This is a genomic window from Noviherbaspirillum pedocola (assembly GCF_016632335.1).
Lineage (GTDB): Bacteria > Pseudomonadota > Gammaproteobacteria > Burkholderiales > Burkholderiaceae_D > Noviherbaspirillum_A > Noviherbaspirillum_A pedocola.
Genome location: NZ_JAEPBG010000001.1, coordinates 623,323 through 642,663, shown reverse-complemented (window position 1 = coordinate 642,663; position 19,341 = coordinate 623,323). Strand labels below are relative to the sequence as shown.

The window sequence follows — 19,341 nt, the reverse complement described above, 5'->3', positions numbered from 1 at the left end:
CATGCTGCTCTGGCTCGCGCAACTGCTGCAGGACCAATTCGGTCCGCTACGCGTATTCAACTTCATTACCTTCCGCGCCGTGTTCGCGACGATGACCGCGATGGCCATCGGCATGATCTGCGGCCCCGGCGTGATCCGCATGCTGACCCGGCTGAAGGTTGGTCAGGCGGTGCGCACCGACGGCCCGAAGACCCACCTCGTCAAGTCCGGCACGCCGACCATGGGCGGCGCGCTGATCCTGATCGCCATCGGCTTGTCCACGCTGCTGTGGGCCGACTGGAGCAACCGTTTCATCTGGCCGGTGCTGGTGGTCACGCTCGGTTTCGGCGCGATTGGCTGGGTCGATGATTACCGCAAGGTGGTCCACAAGGATCCGAAGGGCATGCCGTCGAAGGAAAAGTACTTCTGGCAATCCCTCATCGGCCTGGGCGCGGCGTTTTATCTGGCGTTCTCGGTGTCGGGCGTGACCAATGCCAGCGTCTGGCATCTGTTCGCCGCCTGGGTGCGTTCCGGTTTCTCGATGGACCTGCCGCCGAAGGCCGACTTCATCGTGCCGTTCTTCAAGTCCATCAGCTATCCGCTCGGCGTCTGGGGTTTCATTGCCCTGACGTACTTCGTCATCGTCGGCACCAGCAACGCGGTGAATCTCACCGACGGCCTCGATGGCCTGGCGATTCTTCCGACTGTGATGGTCGGCGCCGGCCTGGGCCTGTTCGCGTATCTCACCGGCAGCGCCACCTATGCGCGCTATCTGTTCATTCCGCATATCCCCGGCGCTGGCGAACTGATCGTGTTCTGCGGCGCCATGGCCGGTGCAGGTCTTGCATTCTTGTGGTTCAACGCGCATCCGGCCCAGGTGTTCATGGGCGACGTCGGCGCGCTGGCGCTCGGCGGCGCGTTGGGAACCATTGCCGTGATCGTGCGTCAGGAGATCGTGCTTTTCATCATGGGCGGCGTGTTCGTCGTTGAAACCCTGTCGGTCATGGTCCAGGTTGCTTATTTCAAATACACCAAGATGCGCTACGGCACCGGCCGTCGCGTGCTGCTGATGGCGCCGCTGCATCATCACTACGAGCAAAAGGGTTGGAAGGAAACCCAGGTCGTGGTGCGTTTCTGGATCATCACGATGATGCTGGTGCTGTTCGGCCTTTCCACCCTGAAGCTGCGCTGATGAAGACCCAAGGCAAAACGATACTGGTTCTGGGCCTGGGCGAATCCGGGCTGGCGATGGCCTTGTGGCTGGCACGCTCTAGCGCCTCGCTGCGCGTGGCCGACACCCGCGATGCGCCGGCGCGCCTGGCGCAACTGCGTGAAGCGCTGCCCGCAGCGGAATTCGTCGGCGGCGCCTTCGGCCCGGATCTGCTCGATGGCGTAGACATGCTTGCCGTCAGCCCGGGCCTGGCGCCGAACCGCGAGCTGGCGACGTTGTTGCCTGTGGCGAGCGAGCGCGGCATTCCCGTGGTGGGCGAGATCGAATTGTTTGCGCAGGCGCTGGACGAGCTGCGCGAAGAGCGCGGCTATGCGCCCAAGGTGCTGGCCATCACCGGCACCAATGGCAAAACCACTGTGACCAGCCTGACCGGCCTCCTGGTGGAGCGCGCGGGAATGACCGTGCAGGTCGCCGGCAACATCAGCCCGGCGGCGCTGGACATGCTGCGCGCGCGCCTGGATGCGGACGATCTGCCGCAGGTCTGGGTGCTGGAGCTCTCCAGCTTCCAGCTGCATGCGACCGAAAGCCTGAATCCCGACGCCGCCGCGGTGCTGAACGTGACGCAGGATCATCTCGACTGGCATGGCGACATGGCTTCCTATGCGCAGGCCAAGGCGCGCATCTTCGGACCCCAAACGCTGCGGGTGCTCAATCGCGACGACCCGCAGACGATGGCCATGGCCAAAGGCGCGGCGCGCGTGGTCAGCTTTGGCATGGACCAACCGGCGCAGGCCGATTGCCTTGGTCTGATGCAGGAGCACAGCATGTCCTGGCTGGCGCTGGCGGTGCCGGAGGAAGAGGGCACGCGCCGCCGCCGCAAGAAGGACGAGGCGCCGGTGCCGGTGGTGTTGAACCGGCTGATGCCGGTCGATGCGCTGCAGATACGCGGCCGCCACAATGCCGCCAATGCGCTTGCCGCGCTGGCGCTGTGCCGCGCGATCGGGCTGCCGCTGGCGCGCCTGTTGCACGGCTTGCGTGAATACCGGGGTGAACCGCACCGCGTGGAAATGGTGGCCAATGTCGGCGGCGTCGATTATTTCGACGACAGCAAGGGCACCAATGTCGGCGCCACCGTCGCCGCGCTCAATGGCCTGGGCGAAGAGGGCAGGCAAGCGCGGCTGCTGCTGATCGCTGGCGGCGACGGCAAGGGCCAGGATTTCTCGCCGCTGGCCGAGCCGGTCAAGCGCCATGCGCGCGCTGTTCTGCTGATCGGGCGCGATGCGCCGGCGATCCGCGCTGCGCTGGCTGACACCGGTGTTGAACTGATCGATTGCCCGACCCTGGAAGAGGCGGTAAGCAAGGCCGCCGAAATGGCACGCGCCGGCGATGCCGTATTGCTGTCGCCGGCCTGCGCCAGCCTGGACATGTTCCGTAATTACGCGCATCGCGCCGAAGTCTTCATCGATGCGGTGCGCGAGATCGCGGCCGCACGCGGCGAGGTGCTTGCATGAAGCTGTCTTTCCTGCTGCCGCAATTCAAAGCTTCGGAAGCGCTGTCGCAGCGCCCGCGCATGGCCGAGTACGATCAGCTGCTGATCTGGGTCACGGTGCTGCTGATGCTGTTCGGCATGGTGATGGTGTATTCCGCATCGATCGCATTGCCGGATTCGCCGAAATACGCGGCCTACACCCGCACGCACTTCCTGGCGCGCCAGGCCTTGTTCATCGGCTCGGCGCTGGTCGCCGGCGCCCTGGCGTTCCGCGTGCCGGTCGCCACCTGGCAGAAGATCGCTCCGTATCTGTTCGTCGGCACGCTGGTCCTTCTTGTCCTGGTGCTGGTGCCAGGCATCGGCAAGGGCGTCAACGGCGCCAAGCGCTGGTTGCCGCTGAAGATCGTGAACCTGCAGCCATCCGAAATGATGAAGCTGTTCATGGTGCTGTACGCCGCCGACTACACCGTGCGCAAGCAGCAGTACATGCACAAGCTGACCAAGGGTTTTCTGCCGATGACGGTCGCGGTCGGCTTCGTCGGCCTGCTGCTGCTGCTCGAACCGGACCTCGGCGCTTTCGGCGTGATCGTCTGCATCGCCATGGGCATCCTGTTTTTGGGCGGCATCAACGGCATCTGGTTCGGCGGCATCTCGGCTACGCTGGTCGGCGTGTTCACGATGGTCATCATCCTGTCGCCGTGGCGGCGCGAGCGCATCTTCGCTTACCTCAATCCCTGGCAGGAAGACAATGCACTTGGAAAGGCTTACCAGCTGTCGCATTCCCTGATCGCTTTCGGCCGCGGCGAATTCTTCGGCGTGGGCCTGGGCGCCAGCGTCGAGAAGCTGCATTACCTGCCCGAAGCGCATACTGACTTCCTGCTCGCCGTCATTGGCGAAGAACTCGGCTTTGTCGGCGTGATGGTGGTGGTGCTGCTGTTCTACTGGCTGGTCAAGCGCGCATTTGAAATCGGCCGCCAGGCCATTGCGATCGATCTCACCTTCGCCGGCCTGACCGCGCAAGGCATCGGCCTGTGGCTGGGCGTGCAGACCTTCATCAACATGGGCGTGAACCTCGGCCTGTTGCCGACCAAGGGCCTGACCTTGCCGCTGATGAGCTATGGCGGCTCCGGCGTGCTGCTCAACTGCGTGGGCCTGGCGATCCTGCTGCGCATCGATTATGAGAATCGCATACGCATGCGCGGAGGTCGGGCATGAAGCGGCTGATGGTGATGGCTGCCGGCACCGGCGGGCATATCTTTCCGGGTCTGGCGATTGCCGAGACCATGAAGACGCGCGGCTGGGACGTGTGCTGGCTCGGCACCGCGCGCGGCATGGAAAGCGAGATCGTGCCCAGGCACGGCGTGCCCATGGACGCGATCGACTTTTCCGGCATGCGCGGCAAGGGCTTGAAGCACACGATCACCGGCGCGCTGCGCATGGCTGCGGGCTTCTTCGCCTGCCGCCGCATCCTGGCGCGCAGAAAGCCGGATGTGGTGCTCGGCATGGGAGGCTACGTTACCGTGCCTGGCGGCCTGATGGCACGCCTGGCCGGCCTGCCGCTGGCGCTGGTGAATGCGGACGCGGCGCTGCTGCTGTCGAACAAGACGCTGGCGCCGGTCGCGCGCAAGGTGCTTTTCGGCTTTCCCGCCGATTTTGGCGCAGCCAAGGGCAAGGCTGTCGTGACCGGCAACCCGGTGCGTAGCGAGATCCTCGCCTTGCCGCAGCCGGCGGCGCGCTATGCGGGGCGCACTGGAGCGCTGCGCATCCTCGTGGTCGGCGGCAGCCTCGGCGCCAAGGCGCTCAACGATTGCCTGCCTGCCGCGCTGGCGCTGCTGCCGCAGGACCATCGCCCCATGGTCACGCATCAGACCGGCAGGCAGCATGCCGATGCGGTGCGCCGGGCCTATGCCGAGAAGGGCGTGCAAGCCGAAGTGCTGCCCTTCATTGATGACATGCCGCGCCGTTATGCGGATGCGGACCTCGTGATCTGCCGCGCCGGCGCGATCACGGTGTCCGAATTGACTGCGGCCGGCGTGGCCAGCGTGCTGGTGCCTTTCGTGGCATCCACCACCAGCCACCAGCGCGACAATGCGCAATGGATGGCGGGGCAGGGCGCGGCGATCCACGTTCCACAAGCGGAACTGACGCCGCAACGCGTTGCCCAGCTGATCGGAGAAATGACCCGCGAGACTTGTCTCGCCATGGCCGAAGCGGCTTACCGCAACGGCCGACGCGACGCCAACGAGGCGATCGCGAACATACTGGAAAACCTGGCGCAAGCGCCACAGCAAGCATGAAACACAAAGTCAAGAACATACATTTCGTCGGCATCGGCGGCAGCGGCATGAGCGGCATCGCGGAAGTGCTGCTCAATCTCGGCTACACCGTGTCCGGTTCCGACCTGGGCAGCAACGCCGCCACCGAGCGCCTGGCGCGCCTGGGCGCGCGTATCAGCCGTGGCCATGCCGCGCACAATATCCAGGGCGCGGATGCGATCGTCACCTCCACCGCGGTCAAGCATGACAATCCGGAAGTGCAGGCCGCACGCGCGCAGCGCATTCCCATCGTCCCGCGCGCAGTGATGCTGGCCGAGCTGATGCGCTTGAAGAACGGCATCGCGATCGCCGGCACCCATGGCAAGACCACCACCACCAGCCTGGTGGCCAGCGTGCTGGCCCAGGGCGGCCTGGATCCGACCTTCGTCATCGGCGGCCGCCTGACCAGCGCCGGCGCGAATGCCAAGCTCGGCTCGGGCGACTTCATCGTTGCGGAGGCCGATGAGTCGGACGCCTCCTTCCTCAACCTGTCTCCGGTGATCGAGGTCATCACCAACATCGATGCCGATCACATGGAGACCTATGACCACAGCTTCGCCAAGCTGAAGCAGACCTTCATCGAATTCACCAACCGGCTGCCGTTCTATGGCGTGGCCATCCTGTGCGTGGATGATGCGAATGTGCGCGAGATCATGCCGTTCATCTCCAAGCCGGTGCTGACCTATGGCTTCCACGCCGAAGCCAGCGTGCGCGCCGTCGATGCGCGCGCCGCCGGCGACCGCATGGAATTCACGGTGCTGCAAAAGGGCTATGCGCCGCTGGACATCAGCCTGAACCAGCCCGGCATGCACAATGTGCAGAACGCCCTCGCGGCAGTGGCGATTGCGCGTGAGCTTGGCGTGCCGGATGCGGCCACGCAAAAGGCGATGGCCGAGTTCCACGGCGTCGGCCGGCGCTTCACCCGCTACGGCGAACTGACCGCGCCTTCGGGCGCGCGCTTCGCGCTGGTGGACGACTACGGCCATCATCCGGTCGAGACCGCTGCCACGCTGGCCGCCGCGCGCGGCGCCTTCCCGGACCGCCGCCTGGTGCTGGCGTTCCAACCGCATCGCTATACCCGTACCCGCGATCTGTTCGAAGACTTCGTCAAGGTGCTGTCGACCACGGATGCGCTGCTGCTGGCCGAGGTTTACCCGGCCGGCGAACAGCCCATCGTCGCCGCCGATGGCCGCGCGCTCGCGCATGCGCTGCGCGTGCTGGGCAAGGTCGAGCCGGTGTTCGTGGAAGACATCGCCGAGCTGCCGGGCACGATCCTGGACCTGGTGCGCGACGGCGACGTGGTGGTGACCATGGGCGCAGGCTCGATTTCCGGCGTGCCGGCACAACTGCAGCAACTGACGAAGGATCAGGCATGAGCGGCGCGATCAACATGGGCCGGGTCGGCGTGCTGTACGGCGGGCGCTCGGCCGAGCGCGAAGTGTCGCTGATGTCGGGCGCGGGTGTGCTGGCCGCGCTGCGCGCTGCGGGCATCGATGCGCACGGCTTCGATCCGGCCGAGCAGGACATCGGGCAATTGGCGGCACAGGGCTTCGACCGCGTCTTCATCGCGCTGCACGGCCGCTATGGCGAAGACGGCACGCTGCAGGGCGCGCTCGAGCAGCTCGGCATTCCTTACACCGGCTCCGGTGTCATGGCCTGCGCGATCGCGATGGACAAGACCATGACCAAGCGCGTCTGGCTGTCGCATGGCCTACCGACGCCGCGCTTCATGTCGCTGGACGCCAACGCCAATGCGCAGCAGGTGCGCGCCGCGATGGATGAGCTCGGCCTGCCATTGATGCTCAAAGCGCCGCATGAAGGCTCGACCATCGGCATCGCCAAGGTGGAGCGCGCCGAGGATTTGGCTTCCGGCTTCGCCCACTGCGCGCGCTACGACGACACGGTGCTGGCCGAAGAATTCATCGCCGGGCGCGAGCTGACGGTGCCGGTGCTGGGCACCGGCCGCGAGGCGCGCGCGCTGCCCATCGTCGAGATCCGCGCGCCGCAGGGCAATTACGACTACGAGCACAAGTATTTCAGTGACGACACCCAGTACCTGTGCCCGGCGCCGCTGGATGCGGCGTTGACCGAGCGCATACAAGCCATCGCGGTGCGCGCGTATAACGCGCTGGGTTGCGCCGGCTGGGCCCGGGTCGACTTCATGCTGCGCGAGCGCGACAACGAGCCTTTCCTGCTCGAGATCAATGCGTCGCCAGGCATGACTGGTCACTCGCTGGTGCCGATGTCGGCGCGTGCGATCGGCATGGAATATGAAGAGTTGTGCGTGGAAATCCTGCGATCGGCGGCGCTGTACCTGCAGCCGTCATCGCAATGGACCGTGAAATAAGCGAAGAGACGGACGAAACCGATCATGTGGCAAGACGTGCGACTGCTCAATGCGACGGCCAATACGCTGTTCGGCCTGCTGGTGCTCGCCATCATCGGTTCCGGCATGTGGTGGGTCATGCATAGGCCGATGTTTGCGCTGCGCGAAGTGCGGCTCGAAGGGCCGGAAGGCACGGCGCTCAAGCATGTGAGCCCGTCCACCGTGCGCGCCACCGCGCTGCCGCGCATCAAGGGCAACTTCTTCACCGCGGACCTGGAGCAGGTGCGCGTGGCGTTCGAGTCGGTGCCCTGGGTGCGCCGCGCGGCGGTGCGACGCGAGTGGCCGAACAAGCTGGTCGTGGCCATCGACGAGCACAGGCCGCTGGGGACCTGGGGCGATGACGGCAGGCTGATTTCGCAGGATGGCGACCTCTTCACCGCCAACCTCGACGAAGCCGAAGAAGATGGTCGGCTGCCGGAGTTTTTTGGGCCGCGAGGTAGCGAGCGTGAAGTGGTGGGACGTTTCCGCGATTTCATCGACTGGCTCGCGCCGGTGCAGTTGAAGCCGGAGTCGGTGCAGTTGTCGGGGCGGTATGCATGGACCGTCAAGCTGTCGAATGGCATGACGGTGGAGTTGGGCAGAGAACAAACCAGGGAGACCCTGAAAAACAGGGTGGAGCGGCTGGTGCGGGTCTATCCGCAACTGGTCGCGCGGCTGCCGGGGCAGATCGAATACGTCGACATGCGCTATCCCAACGGGTTGGCGCTGAAGGCGGACGGTCTGAAACTCGCGCCGGAAACAAAGAAAAAATAATGGAATGAAATGACTAAGGACGCTAAGAACCTGATCGTTGGCCTGGATATCGGCACATCCAAGGTGGTGGCGGTGGTGGCTGAAGTGCTGTCCAACGGCAGGCATGAAGTGATCGGACTCGGGCAGCATGAATCGCGCGGCCTGAAAAAAGGCGTGGTGGTGAACATTGAGGCCACCGTGGAGTCCATACAGCGGGCGCTGGAAGAAGCCGAGCTGATGGCCGACTGCAAGATCCGCAATGTCTACACCGGGATTGCCGGCAGCCATATCCGCAGCTTCAATTCCAGCGGCATGGTGGCAATCAAGGACAAGGAAGTCACCGCGACCGACGTGGCGCGCGTGATTGAAACGGCGAAGGCGGTCAATATCGCCACCGACCAGCAGCTGCTGCATACCGTGCCGCAGGAGTTCATCGTCGACAACCAGGAAGACGTGCGCGAGCCCATCGGCATGAGCGGCATCCGCCTGGAAGTGAAGGTGCACATCGTGACTGGCGCGGTGTCGGCAGTGCAGAATATCGTCAAGTGCGTGCGCCGCTGCGGCCTCGAAGTCTCGGACCTGATCCTGCAGCCGATGGCTTCTGCCGATGCAGTGTTGACGCCCGATGAAAAGGAACTCGGCGTCGTATTGATCGACATAGGTGGCGGCACCACCGACGTGGCGATCTTCACCGAAGGCGCGATCCGGCATACCGCGGTGATTCCGATCGCCGGCGACCAGATCACGAACGACATCGCGATGGCGCTGCGCACGCCGACCGCGGAAGCCGAAGAAATCAAGCTGCGTTACGGCGTGGCGAAGCAGGTGCTGGCCGACCCGGGCCAGCATCTCGAAGTGCCGGGGCTGGGTGACCGCGATCCGCGCACCCTGTCGCGCCAGGCATTGGCCGCGGTGATCGAGCCGCGCGTGGAAGAATTGTTCGCGCTCGTGCACCAGGTGGTGCGCGAGTCGGGCTACGAGGAAGTTCTGTCGTCAGGCCTGGTCCTGACCGGCGGCACCTCGATGATGCCGGGCATGGTGGAGCTGGCGGAGGATATCTTCCTCAAGCCAGCCCGACTGGGCATGCCTGAATACAGCGGCCAGCTGGCCGACGTGGTGCGCAGTCCGCGCTACGCGACCGTGCTGGGCCTGCTACTGGAAGCAAAGAAGCAGTATCTGCGCGGCCATATCGTCGCCCGCCAGGAAGGCTCGGCAAAGGCGGTGTGGCAGCGCATGAAGGAATGGTTCTTGGGAAATTTTTAAGGGTAGCAGTTCTTGCGAAGCAGGCAGTAGGCAGTTGCTAGACGTCACGGGCCGTGAGGCCTACTGACTGCAGACTGCAAACAACATATTGGAGAGTCAGCATGGAAATCGATATTCTGGAAAATGCGGCGCCGGGCACTGTGATCAAGGTTGTCGGCGTCGGCGGCGCTGGTGGCAACGCGGTCCAGCACATGATCAACAAGGGCGTCTCGGGCGTGGAGTTCATCTGCGCCAACACCGATGCGCAGGCGCTGAAGGCGTCGAAGGCCCACAACATCATCCAGATCGGCGATACCGGCCTGGGCGCAGGCATGAAGCCCGCGGTCGGTCGTCAGCTCGCTGAAGATTCGCGCAGCCGCATCGAGGATGCGCTGCGCGGTGCGCACATGGTCTTCATCGCTGCCGGCATGGGCGGCGGCACCGGCACCGGCGCGGCGCCAGTCGTTGCGCAGATCGCCAAGGAGCAGGGCGCGCTGACGGTGGCCGTGGTTTCCAAGCCCTTCTCCTACGAAGGCCAGAAGTGCATGGACATCGCCGAGGAAGGCCTGGAGCAGCTGTCGCAGCACGTCGATTCGCTGATCATCATCCTCAACGAGAAGCTGGAAGATATCTACGAGGACGACAGCATGATCGAGTGGCTGCAGCATGCCGACGATGTGCTGAACAACGCGGTGGCGGGCATCGCCGAGATCATCAACGTGCCGGGCCACATCAACGTCGACTTCAACGACGTCAAGACCATCATGGGCGAGCAGGGCAAGGCAATGATGGGTACCGCGGTGGCTTCTGGCGTGGATCGCGCGCGCCTGGCCGCAGAAGCAGCGGTCGCTTCGCCGCTGCTCGATGGCATCGATCTGTCCGGCGCGCGCGGCGTGCTGGTCAACGTCACCGCCAGCCGCAATCTGAAGGGCAAGGAAATCAAGGAAGTCATGGCCACGGTGCGCGCCTTTGCCGCGCCGGACGCCTCGATCGCTCAGGGCATTGCCTATGACGATGCGATGGGCGACGACATCCGCGTGACCGTGGTCGCCACCGGTCTGGGCCGCGCCCGCAAGACCGTGCAGCTGGTGCAGACCCAGTCGATGCGCACCGGTACCCATGACGGGGCCATCGGCGCCATGGGCATGTCGGGCGGCGCGCATCATGTCGGCCATGCATCCACCACGGAAAGCCCGAAGGGACCGGCGGTATGGCGCAACAAGACCGCGTCCGAGACCGTGCGCGCTCTCGAGAAGAACGGCATGGAGACCTACGACATTCCGGCTTTCCTGCGCAAGCAGGCGGATTGATCGTCTCTCTGCAGAAAACCGCGGCACAGGGCATACTGCCCGTCGCGCATCGGGCCCGATTCGGGCCCGTTTTTTTGGCGCTGCCACCAGGAACATTGAGGGGAACACGAATGACCATTGCAAAAGGCGACAAGCTGCCCGAAGGCACGCTGTCCGAATACATTGAAGTTGAAACCGAAGGCTGCGCGCTGGGGCCGAATGTCTTCAAGGTCGAAGACCTCGTGCGCGGCAAGACCATTGCCATCTTTGGCTTGCCCGGCGCCTTTACGCCGACCTGCTCCGCCAAGCATGTGCCGGGCTATGTGGCGAATGCCGAGGCGCTGAAGGCCAAGGGCGTGGACGAGATCTGGTGCATCTCGGTCAACGATGCCTTCGTGATGGGCGCGTGGGGCCGCGATCAGAAATCGACCGGCATCGTGCGCATGATGGCCGACGGCAGCGGCGAGTTCACGAAAAAGCTGGGACTCGAGTTCGATCTGACCGCGCGCGGCATGGGCGTGCGTTCGCAGCGCTATTCGATGCTGGTGAAGGATGGCGTGGTGCAGCAGCTCAATATCGAAGGACCGGGCAAGTTCGAAGTCTCGAATGCGGAGACGATGTTGCAGCAGCTGGGCTAAGTCGCTGAAGTTGATGTTCCGAGGCTTGTCGCGCAGGCGCGGCAAGCCTTATTCATTTTGCGGTGGCATCGATCTATCCGCGGCGCGGGACAATTCCCGCTCGAGTTGCTCGGCGCTCGGCAGCGCTTGCGCCAGTGCCGGGGGCAAGGTTCGATACTCCGCCACGCCTATCGGCCTCGTTGCATCGCGCAAGGTGTATTCGACGATGATGCCGTTCCTGGTCTTGCACAGGATCAGGCCTATCGTCGGGTCGTCGCGCTCGGACTTGAGCTGCGCATCGATGGCGGCGAGGTAGAACTGCATCTTGCCCGCGTATTCCGGCTTGAAGTCATCCATCTTCAAATCGATCGCGACATGGCAATGCAGCTTCGTGTTGTAAAACAGCAGATCGAGATAGAAGTCCTGCCCGCCGACTTCGAGATGATGCTGACGGCCAATGAAGGCAAAGCCCTTGCCGAGTTCAAGCAGGAAATCCTTCAGGTGCTCGATGAGACCGCTCTCCAGGTCGCGCTCGGCGGCGTTTTCGGCCAGGGTCATGAAGTCGAGGATGTATGGGTCCTTGAACAGTTGCTGCGCCAGGTCGGATTGCGGTGCTGGCAGTGTTTGACTGAAGTTGGTGATGGCTGCGCCTTGACGCGTGTGTGCCTGTGTTTCGATCTGGTGATGCAAAACAGCCAGACTCCAGCCATTCGAAGCAGCCGCCTTCGCGTACCAGGCGCGCTCCTCAGCATGCTTGACCTTGTCGAGTAGCGCGCAATGATGTGACCAGCTGATTTGTGCAGACAGCGTCTGCACAATTTCCGGATCCGTCCAAGCTTGCGCAAATGCGCGCATGTACTTCAGATTTCGTGCTGAAAAGCCGCGCATCTCAGGGAACTCTGTCCGTAGATCGGCCGCCAGTTGATCCACCACCTTCGCTCCCCACCCGCGCAGCTTCTGCCGATCCAGAATCTCCCGGCCGATATGCCAGTACAACAGCACCAGTTCGCGGTTGGCCGCGGTGACGGCGCGCGTTTGCGCGTTGCGTATTCTGTCCTTCAGCTTGCGTAGCCAGTCCTGGTAACCGGGAAATTGCAGTGGAGTCATCCGCAGCCTTTCGTTCTGAAAAATGGATCGTCAAGGCGCATTAGTGGCGAGGGCTGCGCATGCGCTGCAATTCCCGGCCTTTGCTGTCGTGGTATTTCATCCACAAAGTTCCCGCGGCGAAGTCTGCCGTTGGCTGATTGTTATAATCGCCGGATGTTAAGACAACGCACCATCAAGCAGCAGGTCACGACCATCGGCGTCGGGCTGCATTCCGGCACCAAGGTCGAACTGACGCTGCGGCCCGCGGACATCGACACCGGCATCGTCTTTCGCCGCGTCGATATGCAGCCGCCGGTTGCCATGCCCGCATCCGCGCTCGCTGTCGGCGACACCCGCATGGCATCCACGCTGCAGCGTGATGGCGCGAAGATTTCCACGGTTGAACATCTGATGTCGGCCTGCGCGGGACTCGGCATCGACAACCTGTATGTCGATGTCACCGCCGAGGAAATCCCGATCATGGATGGCTCGGCGTCGTCCTTCGTGTTTCTGCTGCAGCAGGCCGGCCTGCAGGAACAGGAAGCGCCAAAGAAATTCATCCGCGTGATCAAGCCGGTGGAAGTCAGGGAAGGCAAGGGCGCGCAGGAGAAGTGGGCGCGGCTTGATCCTTATGACGGTTTCCGTCTGAAGTTCTTCATCGAATTCAATCATCCGGCGGTGGATGCGACCGGTCAGATCGCCGAAGTCGATTTCGGCGTCGAATCCTATGTGCGCGAGATTGCGCGCGCCCGCACCTTCGGCTTCATGCAGGACGTGGAAACCTTGCGCGGCCTGGGCCTGGCGCGCGGCGGCTCGCTGGAGAACGCGATCGTGATGGATGAATACCGCATTCTCAATCCGGATGGTCTGCGCTATGAGAATGAATTCGTGCGCCACAAGATCCTGGATGCCATCGGCGACCTGTATCTGGTAGGGCGCCCCCTGCTGGCAAGCTATAGCGCGCACAAGTCCGGACATGGCTTGAACAATCAGCTGCTGCGCGCGTTGCTGGCGCAGCCCGATGCGTACGAGATCGTCAGCTTCAACAAGATCGCCGATGCGCCACTGGCTTATGCGCGCCAGGTTGGCGAGGAGTGGGCATTGAATTGAACGTGGAATGCCGCGAAACAAAAAGCCGCCTGACAGGCGGCTTTTTATTTGTCCATCGATTAGCAGGCTGTTGAAAAACTACTGCGCGTGCCGATCTCGGGGGCTGCGGTGCTCACCGTACTACTCGTACGGTTCCGCTTCTCGCCCCCAATCTCGACCCGCTCGCTACGTTTTTCAACAGCCTGTTAGAACGAATACGCCCTACCGCGAATCAACGCCCTTGGCGCTTGTGTCTTCCCACCATCGCCGCGATCGCCGCGCGCAGGGCCGCATTGCGCGGCGTGTCTTCCAGGTTGTCATTCAATTCGGCCAGCGCCGAGACCGCGCCATGGGGCAACTGTGCAGTCTTTTCCGGCAGCGGCCGCTCCATGGTCGGCATGATCTGTATCTTCAGGCGGATCGCATTCACCTGCCAGCCCTGACGCTGCAACTCGTCCTGCAGCCGCGGCAGGCGCTGCTTTAGCCGCGCGGCCAACGCCGCGTTGGGCACGGCCAGAAGCAGTTGCTCGGAGTGGAAGTGCAGCACCGAGCAGGGGCCGAACATCTCCGGAAGCGCCGTGGCGCAGGCGCGCTGTATCGCAGCGATGCGCTTGACCGCGGGCAAGAGCGCAGCCATGCGTTCATGCACGCCGAGATAAGTGAGCGCATCGGATGCCTTGGACACGGTCTTGCCTTTGGGATGCCGCGAAATCATTGGTGAACTAAACATCGCCGAACCTTATCACAGTCCGTGGCATTCAAAAATCCGGAGAAGACATGCAAATCATCCTGGTGCATCCGCGCCTGGCTCAGGCCCGCTCGCTGAAGCTTACGCGCCACCACGCCTTTCTGTTTTCGCTCGCGATGCTGATGACGGTGCTGTTCGTTTCGCTGCTGCTGTGCTACACGCTGCTGCGCCATGCGGCGCAATCCCATCTGCCCTTCCTGCGCAATCTGCTGCCGGCGGTGAAGATCGCGCCGCCGCCGGATCCGCAGGTGCAGCAGAAGCTTGCCATCATGGCGGCGCGGATAGGGGAAATGCAGGCGCAGCTGGTGCGACTCGATGCGCTTGGCGAACGGGTGCGCGACCTGGCCGATGTAAAGCCCGAGGAATTCGATTTCAAGGCATCTCCGGCACGCGGCGGCACGGACACCGCCGCCATATCGGGACGCCAGATCGACGTGCCGGAATTCGGCCAGTTGCTGGAGCAGATGTCGCGTGAGCTGGAACGTCGCGCCGACCGTCTTGCCACGATCGAGGAAGCGCTGTCGACCAAGCGCGTGGAAAAGCGACTTCTGCCTACCAGCGAACCGGTCGCCCTGGGCTATCGTTCCTCGAACTTCGGCTGGCGTTTCGACCCGTTCAATGGCCGCAATACGCTGCATGAAGGCATCGATTTCGCCGCGCCGGCCGGCACGCCGATACTTTCCGCCGCGCCCGGCGTCATCATCACCGCCGAACGCCATCCGCAATTCGGCAACATGATCGAGATCGACCATGGCAATGGCATCGTCACCCGTTATGCGCATGCGTCGAAGCTGCGCGCGCGTGTCGGCGAGATCGTTGAACGCGGCCAGCAAGTGGCCGACGTCGGCGCCACCGGCCGCGCCACCGGCGCGCATCTGCATTTCGAAGTGCTGGTCAATGGCGTACATCAGGATCCGGAAATCTTTCTCAGCGCTGGCGCGGCCAGGGCGCTGAAGGTGGCTGCGGCGCAATGAGCGATCGCAAGGCGGGTTTCCTTTCATTACCATCCTGCCGGCCCCGCACCGATTCTGTTAGAGGCAGCGTGCTAAAATCCCCCGCTTCAGCATGAGACCGAATCTCGCTCGCGCGACCACGGCAGTGCGCGCGGGCCTGTTTCCACGCCGCCCCTATACAGAATCCAAGCATGTCATTACTGACTCAGATTTTTGGCAGCCGCAACCAGCGGCTGGTCAAGCAGTACCAGAAGACCGTTCGCCAGATCAATGCGCTCGAAGCGGCCATCGAAAAGCTCTCCGATGCGGAACTGCAGGCAAAGACGCCCGAGTTCAAGACGCGCATCGCCAATGGCGAATCCCTGGATGCGATCCTTCCCGAAGCTTTCGCGGTCTGCCGCGAAGCCAGCCGACGCGTGCTGCGCATGCGCCATTTCGATGTGCAATTGATCGGCGGCATGGTGCTTCATTCCGGCAAGATTGCCGAGATGGGTACCGGCGAGGGCAAGACGCTGATGGCCACGCTGCCCGCGTATCTGAATGGGCTGGCGGGCAAGGGCGTGCATATCGTGACCGTCAACGATTACCTGGCGCAGCGCGATGCGGAAAACATGGGCCGCCTGTACGGCTGGCTGGGCCTGACCACCGGCGTGAACCTGTCGCAGATGGAGCACAGCGCCAAACAGGCCGCGTATGCCTCCGACATCACCTACGGCACCAACAACGAATTCGGCTTCGACTATCTGCGCGACAACATGGTCTACGACACGGGCGACCGGGTGCAGCGCAGCCTGAATTTCGCCATCGTCGATGAAGTCGACTCGATCCTGATCGACGAAGCCAGAACGCCGCTGATCATCTCCGGCCAGGCCGAAGACCATACCGAGCTGTACGTCAGGATGAACGCGGTGCCGCCGATGCTCACGCTGCAGGTCGGCGAGGAGACCCCGGACGGCAAGGGCCAGATCGAAGTGCCGGGCGACTACACCAAGGATGAAAAGGCGCACCAGGTGCTGCTGACCGAAGCCGGCCATGAAAACGCCGAGCGCATCCTGACCGAGATGGGCCTGTTGCCCGAAGGCGCGTCGCTGTACGACCCGGCCAACATCACGCTGATCCATCATCTGTATGCGGCGCTGCGCGCGCACGTGCTGTATCACAAGGACCAGCATTACGTGGTGCAGAACGGCGAGGTCGTGATCGTCGATGAATTCACCGGCCGCATGATGACCGGCCGGCGCTGGTCCGATGGTCTGCATCAGGCGGTGGAAGCCAAGGAAGGCGTACGCATCCAGAACGAGAACCAGACCCTGGCCTCGATCACCTTCCAGAATTACTTCCGCATGTACGGCAAGCTCTCGGGCATGACCGGCACCGCCGACACCGAAGCCTATGAATTCCAGGAGATCTACGGCCTGGAAACCGTGGTGATTCCGCCTAACCGGCCGAATCAGCGCAAGGACCGCCAGGACCAGGTCTACAAGACCGCCGAAGAGAAATACGGCGCCATGGTGCGCGACATCCAGGACTGCTACGAGCGCGGCCAGCCAGTGCTGGTGGGCACGACCTCGATCGAAAACTCCGAGCTGCTGTCGTCGATCCTCACGAAAGCCAAGCTGCCGCACAACGTGCTCAACGCCAAGCAGCATGCGCGCGAAGCCGAGATCGTGGCCCAGGCCGGCCGCCCGAAGATGATCACCATCGCCACCAACATGGCGGGCCGCGGCACCGATATCGTTTTGGGCGGCAACGTCGACAAGCAGGTGCAGATGATCGAGGCGGATGCGGCCCTGTCCGACGAGGACAAGAAGGCGCAGTCGCAGAAGCTGCGCGACGAATGGCAATCGCTGCACGACCAGGTGGTCGCCGCCGGCGGCCTGCACATCGTCGGCACCGAGCGCCATGAATCGCGCCGCATCGACAACCAGCTGCGCGGCCGTTCCGCGCGCCAGGGCGATCCGGGCTCTTCGCGCTTCTACCTGTCGCTGGACGATCCCTTGCTGCGCATCTTCGCTGGCGACCGCGTGCGCTCGATCATGGACCGGCTGAAGATGCCCGAAGGCGAGCCGATCGAAGCCGGTATCGTGTCGCGCTCGATCGAATCGGCGCAGCGCAAGGTCGAGGCGCGCAACTTCGACATCCGCAAGCAGCTGCTCGAATACGACGACGTCGCCAACGACCAGCGCAAGGTGATCTACCAGCAGCGCAATGAATTGCTCGAGGCGCAGGACATGTCCGAGCTGATCACCGCGCTGCGCCGCGGCGTGATGACCGATGTGTTCCGCAGCTACGTGCCCGAGGAATCGCTGGAAGAGCAGTGGGACCTGAAGGGACTGGAGCAGGCGCTGGCCGACGAGTGGCATCTCGAGGTGCCGTTGTCGCAGATGCTGGAAGCCGAGCCGAACCTGACGGACGACGAACTGCTCGAGCGCCTGCTGAACGCTTCCGACGATGTCTATGCTGCCAAGATCGCTATCGTCGGCCGCGAAGCCTTTGCCGGGTTTGAGCGCAGCGTGATGCTGCAGGCGATGGACAGCCACTGGCGCGAGCACCTGGCCGCGCTGGACCATCTGCGCCAGGGCATCCATCTGCGCGGCTATGCGCAGAAGAATCCGAAGCAGGAATACAAGCGCGAAGCCTTCGAACTGTTCGGCCAGATGCTGGATCTGATCCGCAACGAAGTGGCGCGCGTGGTGATGACGGTGCGCATCGAGTCGCGCGAGCAGATCGACGCCGCCGAGCAGGAACTGGCCCCGCCGGACCTGAGCAACGTGCATTACCAGCATTCGGACTTCAATCCGAATCTGCCGCCGGAAGACCTGCTGGCGCCGGAGGCGGTGGCGGATGCGGGCGAGCAGGCGGTGGCGTCGCTGCCTAAAGTGGGCCGTAACGATCCTTGCCCTTGCGGCAGCGGCAAGAAATACAAACAGTGTCACGGCCGCCTGGCTTGATACGGTTTTCAGAACACGTAACGAAGAAGAGCAAACATGGCCGTCAATCTTCCCCTTCCCGTCGCCGCGAATCTGAAGCCTGTGCCGGGCATCGCGCTCGGTCATGCCGAAGCCGGCGTACGCAAGGCCAATCGCAAGGACCTGCTGGTGATGCGCCTGGCCGAAGGCGCGACCGTCTCCGGCGTGTTCACGCTGAACCGCTTCTGTGCCGCGCCGGTGCAACTGTGCAAGGCGCATCTGCAGTCGGGCAAGCCGATCCGCGCGCTCGTGGTCAACACCGGCAATGCCAATGCTGGCACCGGTGAAGCCGGCCTGGCGAATGCGAACCGCACCTGCGCAGAGCTTGCGCAACTGCTCGGCTGCGCGCCGGAACAGATCCTGCCGTATTCGACCGGCGTGATTCTGGAGCCGTTGCCGGTGGAGCGCATCGTCGCCGGCATGCCGCAGGCGATTGCCAACCTGGCCGAAGACAACTGGTACAAGGCCGCCGAAACCATCATGACCACCGACACCCAGCCGAAGGCGGCGTCGCGCACGGTCGAGATCAATGGCAAAACCATCACGCTGACCGGCATCAGCAAGGGCGCCGGCATGATCAAGCCGAACATGGCGACCATGCTGGGCTATATCGCCACCGATGCCAAAGTGGCACAGCCGGTGCTGGACGCCATGGTGAAGACGGCTGCGGACCGCTCGTTCAACTGCATCACCATCGATGGCGACACCTCGACCAATGATTCCTTCATGTTGATCGCCACCGGCGCTTCCGGCGTGGATGTCGGCGCGGCCGGATCCGAGGCGCATGCCTTGCTGCAGGACGCGGTGATTTCCCTGTCGCAGGAACTGGCGCAGATGATCGTGCGCGATGGCGAAGGCGCGACCAAGTTCATGACCATCACCGTCGAAGGCGGCGCCTCGGTTGAAGAGTGCCGCAAGATCGCTTATTCGATCGGCCATTCGCCGCTGGTCAAGACCGCGTTCTATGCCTCGGACCCGAACCTCGGCCGCATCCTGGCTGCGATCGGCTATGCCGGCGTGGACGATCTCGACGTGTCGAAGATCAACCTGTGGCTGGACGATGTCTGGGTCGCGAAGAATGGCGGACGCAACCCGGACTACCAGGAAGCCGACGGCCAGCGCGTCATGAAGGGCAGCGAGATCACGGTGCGCGTCGCGCTCGCGCGCGGCGATGCCAGCGCCACGATCTGGACCTGCGACCTCTCGCATGACTACGTCAGCATCAACGCCGACTACCGTTCCTGATTCTTTTCAACCAACCCTATCTTCAAGCGGC

The 19,341-nt window shown here is 63.5% G+C and carries 16 protein-coding genes; 14 read left to right on the top strand and 2 right to left on the bottom strand.

All coding sequences use genetic code 11. The features are described from left to right. Position 1: 1 nt before the first annotated feature. The 10 genes from mraY (at position 2) to JJB74_RS02825 (ending at position 11,241) form a co-directional block, all read left to right on the top strand. A complete protein-coding gene (mraY, locus tag JJB74_RS02870) occupies positions 2 to 1,171 on the top strand; it encodes a phospho-N-acetylmuramoyl-pentapeptide-transferase (protein WP_200590294.1) in 1,170 nt (389 codons plus the stop codon). Further along, positions 1,171 to 2,661, top strand: coding sequence for a UDP-N-acetylmuramoyl-L-alanine--D-glutamate ligase (gene murD / locus JJB74_RS02865; protein WP_200590293.1), 1,491 nt, complete (start codon positions 1,171 to 1,173; stop codon positions 2,659 to 2,661). Before mraY ends, murD begins: the two co-directional genes overlap by 1 nt. Further along, entirely contained in the window at positions 2,658 to 3,854 is a 1,197-nt protein-coding gene (ftsW, locus tag JJB74_RS02860; protein WP_200590292.1) for a putative lipid II flippase FtsW, read from the top strand. Before murD ends, ftsW begins: the two co-directional genes overlap by 4 nt. After that, the gene (gene murG / locus JJB74_RS02855) at positions 3,851 to 4,936 is read left to right on the top strand and encodes an undecaprenyldiphospho-muramoylpentapeptide beta-N-acetylglucosaminyltransferase (protein WP_200590291.1); all 1,086 of its coding nucleotides are present in this window, start codon (positions 3,851 to 3,853) and stop codon (positions 4,934 to 4,936) included. The genes ftsW and murG overlap by 4 nt, the downstream gene beginning before the upstream one ends. Beyond that, entirely contained in the window at positions 4,933 to 6,330 is a 1,398-nt protein-coding gene (gene murC, locus JJB74_RS02850; RefSeq protein ID WP_200590290.1) for a UDP-N-acetylmuramate--L-alanine ligase, read from the top strand. The genes murG and murC overlap by 4 nt, the downstream gene beginning before the upstream one ends. After that, complete coding sequence (locus JJB74_RS02845) at positions 6,327 to 7,301, top strand: D-alanine--D-alanine ligase (protein ID WP_234483626.1); 975 nt, start codon at positions 6,327 to 6,329, stop codon at positions 7,299 to 7,301. The genes murC and JJB74_RS02845 overlap by 4 nt, the downstream gene beginning before the upstream one ends. A 24-nt stretch (positions 7,302 to 7,325) precedes the next feature. Beyond that, positions 7,326 to 8,093, top strand: a complete 768-nt coding sequence (locus tag JJB74_RS02840; RefSeq protein WP_200590289.1) for a cell division protein FtsQ/DivIB — start codon at positions 7,326 to 7,328, stop codon at positions 8,091 to 8,093. Positions 8,094 to 8,102: 9 nt separating this feature from the next. Then, positions 8,103 to 9,335 (top strand): cell division protein FtsA, encoded by a 1,233-nt coding sequence (gene ftsA / locus JJB74_RS02835; RefSeq protein WP_200590288.1) that lies wholly within the window; start codon positions 8,103 to 8,105, stop codon positions 9,333 to 9,335. A gap of 101 nt (positions 9,336 to 9,436) precedes the next feature. Beyond that, the gene (ftsZ, locus tag JJB74_RS02830; protein ID WP_200590287.1) at positions 9,437 to 10,624 is read left to right on the top strand and encodes a cell division protein FtsZ; all 1,188 of its coding nucleotides are present in this window, start codon (positions 9,437 to 9,439) and stop codon (positions 10,622 to 10,624) included. A 110-nt stretch (positions 10,625 to 10,734) separates the two neighbouring features. After that, the gene (locus JJB74_RS02825; RefSeq protein ID WP_200590286.1) at positions 10,735 to 11,241 is read left to right on the top strand and encodes a peroxiredoxin; all 507 of its coding nucleotides are present in this window, start codon (positions 10,735 to 10,737) and stop codon (positions 11,239 to 11,241) included. A gap of 48 nt (positions 11,242 to 11,289) precedes the next feature. Here the strand turns inward: JJB74_RS02825 and JJB74_RS02820 are convergent, their stop codons facing one another. Then, positions 11,290 to 12,327, bottom strand: a complete 1,038-nt coding sequence (locus JJB74_RS02820; RefSeq protein WP_200590285.1) for a PDDEXK nuclease domain-containing protein — start codon at positions 12,325 to 12,327, stop codon at positions 11,290 to 11,292. A gap of 153 nt (positions 12,328 to 12,480) precedes the next feature. On the opposite strand from JJB74_RS02820, the gene lpxC reads away from it, so the two are divergent. Next, complete coding sequence (gene lpxC, locus JJB74_RS02815) at positions 12,481 to 13,416, top strand: UDP-3-O-acyl-N-acetylglucosamine deacetylase (RefSeq protein ID WP_200590284.1); 936 nt, start codon at positions 12,481 to 12,483, stop codon at positions 13,414 to 13,416. A 211-nt stretch (positions 13,417 to 13,627) separates the two neighbouring features. On the opposite strand, the gene JJB74_RS02810 is transcribed toward lpxC, so the two are convergent. Beyond that, positions 13,628 to 14,080: a DciA family protein gene (locus tag JJB74_RS02810; protein ID WP_325170077.1), complete on the bottom strand. Its 453-nt coding sequence runs from the start codon at positions 14,078 to 14,080 to the stop codon at positions 13,628 to 13,630. A gap of 92 nt (positions 14,081 to 14,172) precedes the next feature. Here JJB74_RS02810 and JJB74_RS02805 point away from each other — a divergent pair, with 92 nt between their 5' ends. The 3 genes from JJB74_RS02805 to argJ all read left to right on the top strand — a co-directional run bounded on the left by JJB74_RS02805 (position 14,173) and on the right by argJ (position 19,310). Then, a complete protein-coding gene (locus tag JJB74_RS02805) occupies positions 14,173 to 15,117 on the top strand; it encodes a M23 family metallopeptidase (RefSeq protein WP_200590283.1) in 945 nt (314 codons plus the stop codon). Between the two features lie 170 nt (positions 15,118 to 15,287). Further along, on the top strand, positions 15,288 to 18,047 hold the full coding sequence (gene secA, locus JJB74_RS02800; RefSeq protein WP_200590282.1) for a preprotein translocase subunit SecA: 2,760 nt from the start codon (positions 15,288 to 15,290) through the stop codon (positions 18,045 to 18,047). Positions 18,048 to 18,083: 36 nt separating this feature from the next. After that, positions 18,084 to 19,310, top strand: a complete 1,227-nt coding sequence (argJ, locus tag JJB74_RS02795; RefSeq protein WP_200590281.1) for a bifunctional glutamate N-acetyltransferase/amino-acid acetyltransferase ArgJ — start codon at positions 18,084 to 18,086, stop codon at positions 19,308 to 19,310. The last annotated feature ends 31 nt before the right edge of the window (positions 19,311 to 19,341 follow it).